Source organism: Mesorhizobium sp. P160187 (assembly GCF_057766425.1).
Genome location: NZ_JBYMDX010000004.1, coordinates 185167 through 198621, shown reverse-complemented (window position 1 = coordinate 198621; position 13455 = coordinate 185167). Strand labels below are relative to the sequence as shown.

The 13455-nt window shown below is 62.3% G+C and carries 16 protein-coding genes and 1 pseudogene; 9 read left to right on the top strand and 8 right to left on the bottom strand.

The window, feature by feature from the left end:
* The first annotated feature begins 45 nt into the window (after positions 1–45).
* Entirely contained in the window at positions 46–675 is a 630-nt protein-coding gene (locus AC3CCE_RS17925) for a MarC family protein (RefSeq protein WP_023670949.1), read from the top strand.
* A 16-nt stretch (positions 676–691) separates the two neighbouring features.
* Here the strand turns inward: AC3CCE_RS17925 and AC3CCE_RS17920 are convergent.
* From AC3CCE_RS17920 to AC3CCE_RS17905, 4 genes and pseudogenes are all read right to left on the bottom strand, one after another.
* Positions 692–1116, bottom strand: a pseudogene (locus AC3CCE_RS17920) (OsmC family protein).
* A 23-nt stretch (positions 1117–1139) separates the two neighbouring features.
* Entirely contained in the window at positions 1140–1538 is a 399-nt protein-coding gene (locus AC3CCE_RS17915) for a DUF2306 domain-containing protein (RefSeq protein ID WP_352624662.1), read from the bottom strand.
* Positions 1539–1575: 37 nt separating this feature from the next.
* A complete protein-coding gene (ssb, locus tag AC3CCE_RS17910; protein ID WP_023670946.1) occupies positions 1576–2109 on the bottom strand; it encodes a single-stranded DNA-binding protein in 534 nt (177 codons plus the stop codon).
* 210 nt (positions 2110–2319) lie between these two features.
* Entirely contained in the window at positions 2320–2721 is a 402-nt protein-coding gene (locus AC3CCE_RS17905) for a hypothetical protein (protein ID WP_023670945.1), read from the bottom strand.
* 134 nt (positions 2722–2855) lie between these two features.
* Between AC3CCE_RS17905 and AC3CCE_RS17900 the strand changes: the two genes are divergently transcribed.
* The 4 genes from AC3CCE_RS17900 to AC3CCE_RS17885 all read left to right on the top strand — a co-directional run bounded on the left by AC3CCE_RS17900 (position 2856) and on the right by AC3CCE_RS17885 (position 4645).
* Positions 2856–3170 (top strand): ArsR/SmtB family transcription factor, encoded by a 315-nt coding sequence (locus tag AC3CCE_RS17900; protein WP_023712387.1) that lies wholly within the window; start codon positions 2856–2858, stop codon positions 3168–3170.
* Complete coding sequence (locus tag AC3CCE_RS17895; RefSeq protein WP_023754908.1) at positions 3167–3640, top strand: SRPBCC family protein; 474 nt, start codon at positions 3167–3169, stop codon at positions 3638–3640. The genes AC3CCE_RS17900 and AC3CCE_RS17895 overlap by 4 nt, the downstream gene beginning before the upstream one ends.
* A 29-nt stretch (positions 3641–3669) precedes the next feature.
* Positions 3670–4278, top strand: a complete 609-nt coding sequence (locus AC3CCE_RS17890; protein ID WP_023712389.1) for an ATP-dependent Clp protease proteolytic subunit — start codon at positions 3670–3672, stop codon at positions 4276–4278.
* Positions 4279–4363: 85 nt separating this feature from the next.
* Positions 4364–4645, top strand: a complete 282-nt coding sequence (locus AC3CCE_RS17885) for a hypothetical protein (protein WP_031199587.1) — start codon at positions 4364–4366, stop codon at positions 4643–4645.
* A 457-nt stretch (positions 4646–5102) separates the two neighbouring features.
* On the opposite strand, the gene AC3CCE_RS17880 is transcribed toward AC3CCE_RS17885, so the two are convergent.
* Positions 5103–5441, bottom strand: coding sequence for a hypothetical protein (locus tag AC3CCE_RS17880; RefSeq protein ID WP_155923317.1), 339 nt, complete (start codon positions 5439–5441; stop codon positions 5103–5105).
* On the opposite strand from AC3CCE_RS17880, the gene uvrA reads away from it, so the two are divergent.
* The 4 genes from uvrA to AC3CCE_RS17860 all read left to right on the top strand — a co-directional run bounded on the left by uvrA (position 5430) and on the right by AC3CCE_RS17860 (position 11143).
* Positions 5430–8351, top strand: coding sequence for an excinuclease ABC subunit UvrA (gene uvrA, locus AC3CCE_RS17875; RefSeq protein ID WP_023754909.1), 2922 nt, complete (start codon positions 5430–5432; stop codon positions 8349–8351). The two genes, AC3CCE_RS17880 and uvrA, sit on opposite strands and share 12 nt — an antisense overlap.
* Before the next feature lie 34 nt (positions 8352–8385).
* Positions 8386–8850, top strand: coding sequence for a GNAT family N-acetyltransferase (locus AC3CCE_RS17870; protein ID WP_023706185.1), 465 nt, complete (start codon positions 8386–8388; stop codon positions 8848–8850).
* A 28-nt stretch (positions 8851–8878) separates the two neighbouring features.
* A complete protein-coding gene (locus tag AC3CCE_RS17865) occupies positions 8879–9682 on the top strand; it encodes a DUF72 domain-containing protein (RefSeq protein ID WP_023696502.1) in 804 nt (267 codons plus the stop codon).
* 315 nt (positions 9683–9997) lie between these two features.
* A complete protein-coding gene (locus AC3CCE_RS17860; protein ID WP_023670937.1) occupies positions 9998–11143 on the top strand; it encodes a GGDEF domain-containing protein in 1146 nt (381 codons plus the stop codon).
* A gap of 91 nt (positions 11144–11234) precedes the next feature.
* On the opposite strand, the gene AC3CCE_RS17855 is transcribed toward AC3CCE_RS17860, so the two are convergent.
* The 3 genes from AC3CCE_RS17855 to urtD all read right to left on the bottom strand — a co-directional run bounded on the left by AC3CCE_RS17855 (position 11235) and on the right by urtD (position 13453).
* A complete protein-coding gene (locus AC3CCE_RS17855; RefSeq protein WP_023670936.1) occupies positions 11235–11411 on the bottom strand; it encodes a hypothetical protein in 177 nt (58 codons plus the stop codon).
* A gap of 530 nt (positions 11412–11941) precedes the next feature.
* Positions 11942–12637 (bottom strand): urea ABC transporter ATP-binding subunit UrtE, encoded by a 696-nt coding sequence (urtE, locus tag AC3CCE_RS17850; RefSeq protein ID WP_023688639.1) that lies wholly within the window; start codon positions 12635–12637, stop codon positions 11942–11944.
* A 69-nt stretch (positions 12638–12706) separates the two neighbouring features.
* Positions 12707–13453 carry an urea ABC transporter ATP-binding protein UrtD gene (gene urtD / locus AC3CCE_RS17845; protein WP_352624656.1) on the bottom strand — a complete coding sequence of 249 codons (747 nt, stop codon included), beginning with the start codon at positions 13451–13453 and terminating at the stop codon, positions 12707–12709.
* Positions 13454–13455: the final 2 nt, after the last annotated feature.

Below are 13455 nucleotides of genomic sequence, written 5' to 3'. Positions count from 1 at the left end.
CCACTATCGTGGCGCAGGGGTCCGGCCCGGCGGGAGGGGTCAGCGATGCCGAGTTTCGACAGCCTGTTCAACGCCTTCGTCACCATTCTGGTGACCATCGACCCGCCAGGTCTCGCGCCGCTCTTCCTCGCGGTGACACGCGGCATGAACCGCGAGGAACGTCAGCAGGTTTCGGTGCGCGCCTCGATCATCGGCTTCCTGGTGATGGCGCTGTTTGCGGTGGCCGGGGCGTCCATCCTGTCGGTGTTCGGCATCACGCTGCCGGCTTTCCGCGTCGCCGGCGGGTTTTTGCTGTTCTTCATCGCGTTCGAAATGGTGTTTGAGCGCCGCCAGGACCGCAAGGAGAAGATCGGCGACGTCGCCATCACCAAGGACATGATCCACAATATCGCGGCCTTCCCGCTGGCGATCCCGCTGATCGCCGGCCCCGGTGCGATTTCGGCGACCGTGCTACTGTCGGGCTCTTTCCAGGGTTTTGCCGCACAAGCGGCGCTTGTCGGCATCATCTTCGTCTGTCTTGCCATCACCTATCTGGTGTTCGTGCTGTCGGAGCGCATCGACCGCATCCTCGGCCAGACCGGCCGCTCGATCCTGACCCGCCTGCTCGGCGTCATCCTGGCCGCGCTTGCGGTTCAGTTCGTCGCGGATGGCATCAAGGCGCTGATGGCGGGGTAAACGGCAGCCCTACTCCCTACTCCACCGCCGTATCGACGACCTTGAAATCGTGGGTGATGACAGCCGTCTTGGCCAGCATGGCCGAGGCCGAGCAGTATTTCTCGATCGATAGGTTGATGGCGCGCTGGACCTTGTCGTGCGACAGCGCGTGGCCCGTGACGATGAAATGCATGTGGATGCGGGTGAAGACTTTCGGGTCGGTTTCGGCCCGGTCGGCGTCGAGTTCGACAACACAGTCCTCAATCGCCTCGCGGCCTTTTTCGAGGATGTGGACGACATCATAGGCCGAGCAGCCGCCGGTGCCGATCAGCACCAGTTCCATCGGGCTCGGACCCGGCGTCTTGCCTTCCGGCCGGGGGCGGTCCCCAGCACCAGTTTGTGGCCGCTGCCGGACTCGCCGACGAAGGTGCGCTCCTCGACCCATTTGATCCGCGCTTTCACGGCAATCTTCCTTTCAGAAAGCGTCACTGGCCGAAGACGACCGTGTGCATGATCCGCCCTGGCAGCAGCGTGAACACGCCGGCGCCGATCAGGGCGAAAACATACAGCGATATCATGACCCTGCGATGTTGGCGACCCGATGCATATGCGCGTGCCAGACCGCCAGCGGCACGGCGATCAACACTAAAATCGACAAGAGATGGATCGGGCTGAACGGACCGACGAGGCGTATCTGCTGGATCCAGAAAACTGGAGACGGCGACGACCAGCATCAGCGCCGCCCAGGCATAGCCGACGACACGATGACGCGTCGTGCCTTTCGGCAGCGCCAGTTGCGTAGCGCCAACGGCCAGCGCGGCAAGGGCCGCGAAGGCGTGCCATGGAATGGGAGGGCTCGCCGACAGAAGCGGTCCGAGCGACACCGCACCCTCTCCTCAGATATCGCTGACTATCGTCAGCTCAGAACGGGATTTCGTCGTCCAGTTCGCGCGACGAGCCGCCGCCACCGCCGCCCTTGGAACCGCCGCCACCGCTATTGCCGCCGCGGTTGAAGCTCTCATTGGGGCCAGACTGGCCGAAATCCGAGCCACGGCTCGCGCCGCCGCCGCCGGCATAGTTGCCGACTTGACCGCCGCCCTCGCCGCGAGAATCGAGCATCTGCAGCTCGCCGCGGAATTTCTGCAGCACGACTTCGGTCGTGTACTTGTCGGCGCCGGTCTGGTCTTGCCATTTGCGTGTCTGCAGCTGGCCTTCGACGTAAACCTTCATGCCCTTCTTCAGGTACTGCTCGGCGACCTTGGCGATCTGGTCATTGAAAATGACCACGTTGTGCCATTCGGTCTTTTCCTTGCGCTCGCCGGAGTTCTTGTCGCGCCAGCTTTCCGACGTGGCGATGCGGATGTTGACGACCGGATCACCGGAATTCAGGCGGCGGATTTCAGGGTCCGCGCCGAGGTTACCGACCAGAATGACCTTGTTGACGCTACCCGCCATGACACTTCTCCGTGCTCATCCGAAACAAATTTCAAGTCGTTCACCTTACAGGCCGCGCACAATCCTGGCTTGCCGCGGCTGGCTTTTCCCACAAGGTTTTTGTTCCCTTTTCGTTCCTATACTGTTAACCACGGATTGTCAAGGAATGGCCGCAATCGCCGACGCGGGCGCGTGGATTTAGCTGACACGCAGCGGCGAGAAGCGGTGTCGTCAGCGCCGTTTTTTCGCTGGTCGCAACGGACCGAAAAAGCCGCTCCACTCCATGCCCATGGCATGGGCGCGCTGTGCGATCACGGTTGGTGCCGACATCAGCCCGACTGCAGGTTCAGATTTCAGAGCCGGGTCATTCAGCAATTTCCCGATCGCGCGCCCGTGCCACCAGACCTGAGCGACGAGCGCCGCTACCACCGCGATCAGGCCCCAGGTCCCCAATCCTTCGCCGAAGATGTAAATCCCGTATGGCGGCGATAGCGCCGTACCCAGCTTGGCCAACAAGATTACGGCCACGAAACCGATGACGGCGATGGCGCCTATACCGAGGACGAGGCGGCGATAGAGCCTCAGAGCCTCGTTGAGGTTCTCGGCGGACGAAAGATCGACGTTGGAATTCATAAATTACTACTCCTGCCTCGCGATGATCGGCCCATCTTGTTGCCCATGGATTAGAGGCCCGGCAGGATCCAATCAATACGGGGCATTCAAAACACCCCTTGCCAAATCGATAAGTATTGACTTATGCTTTTGCCATGATCGAAGCACAGATTTTTCGCGCCCTGGCCGACCCGACGCGACGCGCCGTCTATGAGCGGCTGACTTCCGGCGAGATGAGCGTTTCGGAGTTGCGCACCGGCATGAGCGTGTCGCAGCCGGCGGTGTCGCAGCACCTTGCCGTGCTGCGCGGCGCCGGCCTGGTCAGCGAAAGGCGGGCCGGCCGCAACGCCTACTATCGCGCCGATCCGCAAGGGCTCGAGCCGCTGCTCGGCTGGATCGAACGCTACCGCGCATTCTGGCCGGAGCGCATCGAAAGACTGAAGGCCGTTTTGAAGGACATGGACCAATGACCGACGAAAAGCAGACGCAGACCGCCAAGGATGCCCTCGCCTTCGAATGCGATCTGCCGGACGCACCGGAAAAAGTGTGGCGGGCGCTGACCGTGCCGGAGCTTTTGGCGGAATGGATGATGCCGAACGACATCAAGCCGGAAACCGGCAGCCGCTTTGCCTTTGCCGGGCCTGAGAAGCCGATCGAGTGCGAAGTGCTCGATGCCGAACCGGGGCGCCTGCTGCGCTATTCCTGGCGCGAGCGTTCTGAAACCGGCGATGCCAATGGGCTGGACAGTATCGTGACCTTCACGCTTGCCCGCACTGTTTCCGGTGGCACGCATTTGCGCATTGTTCATGACGGGTTTGCCGCGGCGGCAACGCCTGCGGTGGCGATGGCGGGCGCCGCCTGCCGGCTCTCGCTGCGCGCATACAAGCCCAAGCCGCCAGTCGCCGCCAACGCGCCGCGCCTGTTGCTGCGCGCTGCCTGAACCGGAAAAATCAAAACGGAGACAATGAGATGAGCGGCTTTGCCAATCTGGTGCCGATGGTGATCGAGCAATCGAGCCGCGGCGAACGCGCCTTCGACATTTTCTCGCGGCTGCTGCGCGAGCGCATCATCTTCGTCAATGGCGAGATCAATGACGGCATGTCGGCGCTGGTCTGCGCCCAGCTCCTGTCGCTGGAATCGGACAATCCCGACAAGGAGATCTCGCTCTACATCAACTCGCCGGGCGGCGTGGTGACCAGCGGTTTCGCCATCTACGACACGATGCAATATGTCAGCTGCCCGGTGTCGACCGTGTGCATGGGCTTTGCCGCGTCGATGGCCTCCTTCCTGCTGATGGCGGGAACGCCGGGGCGGCGCATCGCGCTCCCCAACGCCAGCATCGTGCTGCACCAGCCTTTGGGCGGCTTCCAGGGCCAGGCCTCCGACATCCAGCGCCATGCCGAAGGCATTTTGCGCACCAAACGGCACATGACGGAACTGTATGCGCAGCATTGCGGCCGCACCTATGAAGAGGTCGAACGCACGCTCGACCGTGATTTCTTCATGACCGCCAAGGAGGCCAAGGAGTGGGGCCTCGTCGACCATGTGTTCGACACCCGCAAAAAGGCGGCGGCCTGATCGGCGGATTGAATGCAGGCCGGTGTTCCCTCATTTCAACACCGCTGGTCTGGCCTCGCCTTGAGCGCGGCACTATAGTCTTGCCATGCGCTACCACCTGAACAGACTGACCATAGCCATTGCCATCACGGCGGCGACATCGAGCATGGCATTTGCCGGGGACAGCAGCAGCACGTCGCCGAAAGGCGCCCTGCCCGGCGTGGCCGGCGACTACCGCATCGCCAAGCCCGCGCCGCAGCCGGAGCCGGACGACGCGCTGCCTGCCGGCGAGAACGGCACGTTCAAGATCGGCGACACCGATGTCAGGATTTCCGGCAACATCACTGTCGATGTCGGCACGGGTGGGATCAAGCCGCCGCACCGGTAGCCCCTTCTCCCAGTTATTATACGGGAGAGAAACCCTGCGCCGACGACTTCCTCACAAAAGAACAGCCCCGCCGTTGCTTCCGCTAACGGTCGGGGCTTTTTTTGGATTCCAAATCCAAACTGGCCGGTAGTGTTATACCGACTTTGATTTCGGATGCTTCGCGGCGTTCAGCCGACGATCCGACTAGCCGTCTCTGATTTTTGTGGGATTCGGCAGGTCACGGTTTGTCGGGTGGTTTGTTGGATTGTCGCGATGCGTCCATTTGGACACATACACTTCAATGCCTCGAAACTACCTGGCACTTATGCCCGCCGCGGCTCCACTAGCAGGTGGAGCCTCAAGGGACTATCCGGTGGCGTCATGCTCCGCTCCTATGTCCGTTGCGACAGGTGTCAATCCGAAGCACAAATCGCAAAAACCTGCGGCGTCTCGCAGGCCGCTATGGGCGGCGAGGCCATCAAAGACGGCCGGCTCCGTTGACTCCGGCAGAGTGCGCCCCCGATTCGACGACGTCAACCTTGAATAGCCGGTTACGGAAAATGTGATCGCCGGGAGCTTGCGTCACGGTCAGTTTCTGAAACACCCTTGTCAGTTTCTGCACAGCTTTGTCAGGAGCGTGTTCGGCCTTTGTTCTTTCCGCTTGCCCCTTCGCGCGAAAGACGGTTAAACGGCCTTGGTCGAGAAGTGTGGCGTCTCTCGACGTGGCGGCAAAAATACCTACATAGGGAATGGCCGGGAAAACCCGCCGATCCCACTGACACCAGACCTGAGGCGGCGACCGGCGATGGCCGACCATAAATACCTTTCCATTCGCGGGGCACGCGAACACAACCTGAAGAATGTCGATCTCGACCTGCCGCGTGACAGCCTGATCGTCATGACCGGCCTGTCGGGCTCCGGCAAATCGTCGCTTGCTTTCGACACCATCTATGCCGAGGGCCAGCGCCGTTACGTCGAGAGCCTGTCGGCTTATGCGCGCCAGTTCCTCGAAATGATGCAGAAGCCGGATGTCGACCAGATCGACGGGCTGTCGCCGGCCATCTCGATCGAGCAGAAGACCACGTCGAAGAACCCACGCTCGACAGTCGGCACCGTCACCGAGATCTACGACTACATGCGCCTGCTGTTCGCGCGCGTCGGCATCCCCTATTCGCCGGCGACCGGCCTGCCGATCGAAAGCCAGACGGTCAGCCAGATGGTCGACCGGGTGCTGGCTGTCGAGGAAGGCACGCGCCTTTTCCTGCTGGCGCCGATCGTGCGCGGCCGCAAGGGCGAATATCGCAAGGAACTGCTGGAGCTGCAGAAGAAGGGCTTTCAGCGCGTCAAGGTCGACGGCGTCTTCTACGAGATCGCCGACGTGCCGGCGCTGGACAAGAAGTACAAGCACGACATCGACGTCGTCGTCGACCGTATCGTCGTGCGCGGCGACCTGGCGACACGGCTTGCCGATTCCATCGAAACGGCGCTGAAGCTCGCCGAAGGGCTGGCGGTGGCCGAGTTCGCCGACCGGCCGCTCGACGCCAGCCAGACCGGCGAGGACTCGGTCAACAAATCGAAGAACGAGACGCATGAGCGCATCCTGTTCTCGGAAAAATTCGCCTGCCCGGTTTCCGGCTTCACCATTCCGGAGATCGAGCCCAGGCTGTTCTCGTTCAACAACCCGTTCGGCGCCTGCCCGACCTGCGACGGCCTCGGCAACCAGCGCGCCATCGACGCCAGCCTGATCGTGCCGGACGAAAACGTCTCGCTGCGCGACGGCGCCGTCAGCCCGTGGGCGAAGTCGACCTCACCCTATTACGCCCAGACGCTGGAAGCGCTGGGCAAAGCCTATGGCTTCAAGCTCGGCGACAAGTTCAAAGACCTGACCGAAGAGGCCAAGGAAGCCGTCCTGCGCGGCACCGGCGAGCGCGAGGTCACCTTCCAATATGATGACGGCCTGCGCTCCTACAAGACCACCAAGACGTTCGAGGGCGTCATTCCCAATCTCGAACGGCGGTGGAAGGAAACCGAATCCGCCTGGATGCGCGAGGAGATCGAGCGCTTCATGTCGGCGACGCCCTGCCCGGTCTGCAAGGGATACCGGCTGAAGCCGGAAGCGCTGGCGGTGAAGATCGCCGGCAAGCATATCGGCGAAGTCACAGAGCTGTCGATCCGCAAGGCCGACCAGTGGATCACCGAACTGCCGCCACATCTCAACGACCAGCAGAACGAGATCGCGGTGCGCGTTCTCAAGGAAATCCGTGACCGCCTGCGCTTCCTCAACGATGTCGGCCTCGACTATCTGACGCTGTCGCGCAATTCCGGCACGCTGTCGGGCGGCGAGAGCCAGCGCATAAGGCTGGCGTCGCAGATCGGCTCCGGCCTCACCGGCGTGCTCTATGTGCTGGACGAGCCGTCGATCGGCCTGCACCAGCGCGACAATGCCCGCCTGCTCGACACGCTCAAGCATCTGCGCGACATCGGCAACACGGTGATCGTCGTCGAGCATGACGAGGACGCCATCCTGCATGCCGATTATGTCGTCGACATGGGTCCGGCCGCCGGCATTCATGGCGGCGAGATCATCGCCCAGGGCACGCCGCAGCAGGTGATGGCCAATCCCAACTCGATCACCGGTAAATATCTGTCGGGCGCGCTCGAAGTCGCCACGCCCGGTGTCAGGCGCGAGGCCAAGAAAAACCGCCGGCTGAGGATCGTCGGCGCGCGCGGCAACAATCTCAAGAACGTCACTGCCGAAATCCCGCTCGGCACTTTTACCGCCGTCACCGGCGTGTCTGGCGGCGGCAAATCGACCTTCCTGATCGAGACGCTGTTCAAGGCGGCGTCGCGCCGCATCATGGGCTCGCGCGAGCATCCGGCCGATCACGACCGCATCGAGGGCCTCGAATTCCTCGACAAGGTCATCGACATCGACCAGTCGCCGATCGGCCGCACACCGCGTTCGAACCCGGCCACCTACACCGGCGCCTTCACACCGATCCGCGACTGGTTCGCCGGTCTGCCCGAAGCCAAGGCCCGCGGCTACCAGCCGGGGCGCTTCTCCTTCAACGTCAAGGGCGGCCGCTGCGAAGCCTGCCAGGGCGACGGCGTCATCAAGATCGAGATGCACTTCCTGCCCGACGTCTACGTCACGTGCGACGTCTGCCACGGCAAGCGCTACAACCGCGAGACGCTCGACGTCCTGTTCAAGGGCAAGTCGATCGCCGACGTCCTGGACATGACGGTCGAGGAAGGCGTCGATTTCTTTGCCGCCGTGCCCGGGGTGCGCGACAAGCTGGAGACGCTGAAGCAGGTCGGCCTCGGCTACATCCATATCGGCCAGCAGGCGACGACGCTGTCGGGCGGCGAGGCGCAGCGCATCAAGCTCGCCAAGGAATTGTCGCGCAAGGCGACCGGCAAGACGCTCTACATCCTCGACGAGCCGACCACCGGCCTGCACTTCCACGACGTCGCCAAGTTGCTGGAAGTGCTTCACGAACTGGTCGACCAGGGCAACACGGTGGTGGTCATCGAGCACAATCTCGAAGTCATCAAGACCGCCGACTGGGTGCTCGACCTCGGCCCCGAAGGCGGCGATGGCGGTGGCGAACTGGTGGCACAGGGCACACCGGAAGCCATCGTGCGCGAAAAGCGCAGCTACACCGGCCAGTTCCTGAAGGAGCTTTTGGAGCGGCGGCCCGGAGGCAAGCGCGAAGCGGCGGAGTAACTGACAGACCGGTCGGGCGCCTGGAGAGCTTTGAATGACAGTCCGACAGGCGCTTGCCGGTGATCTCGACGCAGTCGTCTCGCTGACGCAGACCGCCTATGAGCACTACACGCCCCTGTTAGGCGCGCCGCCGCTCCCAGTCACCGAGGACTATGCGCCACGCATCGAGCGTGGCGAGGTCTGGCTCTTGGAGAGCGGCGCGGAACTCGCCGGGCTGATCGTTATTGAGCGCCATCCCGATCATGCGATGATCTTCAGCGTCGCGGTCTCCCCCGCTTTCCAGGGCAGGAAACTCGGCACCGCGCTGCTCGACTTCGCCCAGGAACAGGCGCGGCTATGGGGGGTGCCGGAGGTGCGGCTCTACACCAATTCGCGCATGGAGCGGAACATCGAGATCTATACGGCCTATGGCTTCCACGAAACGGGCCGCCGAGCCAATCCCCACCGTCCCGGATGGACCGTGGTCGACATGATCAAACCGGTTGGAAAAATAGCCTGACCGCATTTTTAGAACTGGGAGGAAGACGATGATCAGCCAAGGAACAATCCGCGCCGGGATGGGCGGCTGGACTTTCGAACCCTGGGATACGTCCTTCTACCCGGACAAGCTTTCCAAGGCCAAACAGCTGAGTTACGCCACCCGCCAGGTACCGAGCATCGAGGTCAACGGCACCTACTATTCCAGCTTCAAGGAGCCGACCTTCGTCAAATGGGCGGGCGAGGCGCCGGACGGTTTCGTCTATTCGCTGAAGGGCAATCGCTTCGTCACCAACCGCCGCGTGCTTGGCGAAGCCGGCGAGTCCATCACGCGCTTCCTCGGCTCCGGCATTGCCGCGCTGGGCGACAAGCTGGGCCCGATCCTGTGGCAGTTCGCGCCGACGAAAAAGTTCGACGCCGACGATTTCGAGGCCTTCCTGAAGCTGCTGCCGGAAAAGCAGGATGGCGTGGCGCTGCGCCATGCGCTGGAAGTGCGCAACGACAGTTTCAGCGTGCCGGAATTTGTGGGCCTGGCGCGCAAATACAAGGCGGCAATCGTCTATGCCGACCATGCCAAATATCCTGGTATCGCCGACATCACCGGCGATTTTATCTATGCGCGGCTGCAGACCGGCAGCGACGACAATCCGGATTGCTATACGCCGAATGGCTTGGACGAATGGGCAGCGCGGGTGAAGACCTGGGCGCAAGGCAAGCAGCCGGCCGATCTGCGGCGCGCCGATCCGACTTTCGACGCGCCGGTGAAACCGCGCGACGTGTTCGTCTACTTCATCACCGAGGGCAAGGTGCGCGCGCCGTTCGGCGCCATGGCGCTGATGAAGCGGGTGAGCTGATCGGTTAAAGCGCGTCGCGCTGAAACGGATTCATACGGCGCGATTTAAGTCTTTGTCTTGATGCATGCCGTTGTCCCAGAACCGCGGCACACTTCTGGGCGACATGCATTAGGAGCAATTCCAGGAAAAGTGCGGACCGGTTTTCCCGGAAATCCGGGTAGCGCTTTCCCTTGAAAAGGGTTTCAACCCAGAATTGCTACGATCAACCGAAGCGTGATAGCTTATGCGCATCGTAACCTTATCGATACCTCCTTCCTGCATAAATCCGGTGCGGGTCCTTTCTAGAGGCCGGCCGCCGCGCGCAAGGACGAGGGCATGTCGCTCGACTACAGTTCCCTTCTGTTGGCTGTCGGGTTTTCCGCCGCTTGCCTCGGCCTGACGCTGTTCGGCATCTGGCTTACCGCGCGCTCGGAAAAATTCCTGCTGACCTGGGCCGTCAGCGTGCTTCTTATCGTTGCCGACGTCTTCGCCTACCAGGCCTATATCGACGCGCCCGGGCGCCTGCTCGGCCTCGCCAGCTTCACGTTCCTGCTGCTCGGCTTCGCGACCATGCTGGGCGCTGCCCATCAGTTCACGACAGGGAGGTCACCGCTGCCCCGCATTGCTGTCGGCGCCGGCGTCTCGCTGGCAGTCGCCTTGCCGCCGATGGCGCTTGGCTATGACGGGCTGGGCTTCATGCTGGAGAATGCCTTCGCCGCGCTGCTTTTGTTTGCGACGGCCTATGAATACTGGAAAGGTCGTACGGAATTCCCGGCCCCGATCCTCGGCATTGCAGGGCTCTACACCGCCACCGCAATTTCCTTCGTGCTGTGCTCCGGTGCACTTGTCTGGGATGGCAGGCTGGTGCTTGGCCATGCGCCGAGCAACTGGGCCGAGGATTTCAGCCTCATCGTCGTCATCGCCTGCATGACCGGCATCGGCGCGCTCTCGCTGGCGCTTAACCAGGGACGCCTGGCGCAGCATCATCGCCGCGAAGCGCTGACCGATCCGCTGACCGGACTGCTCAACCGGCGCGCTTTGTTCGACCTGCACGGCAAAACACCGGTCCGGTCCTTCACCGCCGTGATCGTGTTCGACCTCGACGGCTTCAAGGCCATAAATGACGAGTTCGGCCATGCCACCGGCGACGAGGTGCTGAAACTGTTCGCCAAGGATTTGACCGCCAATCTCCAGCCGGGCGATGTCGCCGCGCGCATGGGCGGAGAGGAATTTGCATTGGTGCTCGATCGCACCTTGCCTGAAAAGGTGGAATTCATAGCCGAGCGCATCCGGGCCAGTTTTGCCATGCGCCGGATCGATACCGAGACCCGCCTGCTCTCCTGCACGGTCAGCGCCGGCTACGCCTTCGGCAGCGAGGGCGGCACCAAATTCGACAAGGTGCTCAGCGCCGCCGACAAGGCGCTTTACGGCGCCAAGCGCGGCGGCCGCAATCGTGTGCTCGCCTTCCGGCGCGCCGGGTAGGCTGGCTGATATTCAGCGGGCCTGAACCTCACCACACGTAAAACAACACCCCAAAGCGCGTCGCATGAGGCCGTTCAGGCGCGACGCGCTTTTAGGCCGCTATGACGATCTCGTTGTAAGTGTCGAGGTCGACGTAGAAAACCTTGGTGATTTCGCCGATCAGCTCATCCTGCTGGTAGCCTTGCGAGCGCAGAATGTTGATGGCGGTGATGATGTCGACACGCTCTGTCAGCCGTCGTTTCTGGTGGTCCTCGACGAACCGTTCCATAGCCCATTCTCCTGGCAAGATTATCTGAACGCATTGACCGACAATCAGAACTGCGAGGGAAGCTAGGGTGGCTTGCTTGCGTGGAACTTGCAGGCTGAGCCAGCATATTCCCTCGATCTGCTACAGAACCAGACTGATACGGAAGCGGCCGACTCACCGAGGCCTAGGAAAGACTAGCATGTAGTATTCGGCGTGCCAGAGTGTGGCGGCCTCGGACGAAAGTCCGACGCAACGGGTGCGGACCTTCGCGACTTCATCATCCTTGGGCGTAGCGACGCGAAGCGGAGCGAAGACCCAGGGATCCATGCCGGGACGAAGAAGCGTCATTAACGGTGCAGAATGTGGAATGGCCAATGTGCCGCAGAAGCGATCTTGTTCTGCATCGCGGCACTCTTTGGCTGATGTCGCGGCATGGATTCTAGGGTCTGCGCGCGTCGCTCCGCTCCTTGCTCCGCCCTAGAATGACGAAGTGATTGTGGGCATTTCAGCCAATCTTCGACGTGTACGATCCGTGCAGCCGTCGACCTGCGTTAAACCGTCAGAAACTTCCTGACGTCCGCCCGGTCGAGATCTTCGGCCGGGCCGGTGTGGACGATCTGGCCGCGGTCCATGATGTTGACCTCGTCGGCGAGCTCGCGGCAGAAATCCAGATATTGCTCGACCAGCAGAACGGCGATACCGGCCTGATCGCGCAAATAGCGGATCGCGCGGCCGATGTCCTTGATGATCGAGGGCTGGATGCCTTCGGTCGGCTCGTCGAGCACCAGCAGTTTCGGCCGCATGACGAGCGCCCGGCCGATGGCGAGCTGCTGCTGCTGGCCGCCTGAGAGATCGCCGCCGCGCCGCCCCAGCATCTGCTTCAGCACCGGAAACAGTTCGAAGACATGCGCCGGCACGTTGCGGTCGGCGCGCTTCAACGGCGCAAAGCCGGACTCCAGGTTTTCGCGCACCGTCAGCAGCGGAAAGATCTCCCTGCCCTGCGGTACGAATGCGATGCCCGACCGGGCGCGATCATACGCCGCGCTCCGGTCGAGCGCCTTCCCCTCGAAGGCAACGCTTCCGCTCGTCAGCCGGTGGTGGCCGACGATCGATCTCATCAAACTGGTCTTGCCGACGCCGTTGCGGCCGAGCACGCAGGTGATCTTGCCGGCACCCGCCGTCAGCGACACACCGCGCAACGCCTGAGCAGCGCCGTAATGGAGCGTGGCGTTGGAAACTTCGAGCATGTCAGCGCCTTCTCCAGAAGCGGAGGAACGAAAAGTCGAAGCGATGGAATTGCACCCGCCAGACCATGCTCATCTCCCGAGATAAACTTCGACGACCCGCTCGTCGGCCGAGACGAAATCGAGCGAGCCTTCCGACAGCACCGAGCCCTCATGCAGGCAGGTGACCTTGACGCCGAGTTCGCGCACGAAATGCATGTCGTGCTCGACGACGATGACCGAATGGTCGCGCGCTATGTCCTTGAGCAGCCGCGCGGTTTCCTCGGTCTCGGCATCGGTCATCCCTGCGACCGGCTCGTCAACCAAAAGCAGCTTCGGGTCCTGCGCCAGCAGCATGCCGATCTCCAGCCACTGTTTCTGGCCATGGCTGAGATTGGCTGCCTGATCGTGGCGCTTGTCGCCCAGCCGGATGATGCCGAGGATGTCGTCGATCTGTCTGGCTTCGGCGGCCGAGCGGCGATGGAACAGCGCCGGAAAGATCGAGCGCGGGCCCTTCAGCGCCAGCATCAGATTGTCTTCGACGCTGTGGCTTTCGAAAACGGTCGGCTTCTGGAACTTCCGGCCAATGCCCATCATGGCGATCTCGGCCTCGTCGTGCCGGGTCAGATCGACCTGCCCGTCGAAGAACACTTCGCCTTCGTCGGGCCGTGTCTTGCCGGTGACGATGTCCATCATCGTCGTCTTGCCGGCGCCGTTGGGGCCGATGATGGCGCGCATCTCGCCTCTGTCGAGCACCAGCGACAGATTGTTGATGGCACGGAAACCGTCGAAGGAGACCGAGACGCCGTCGAGATAGAGGATGGTGTTGGACTTCGACATCG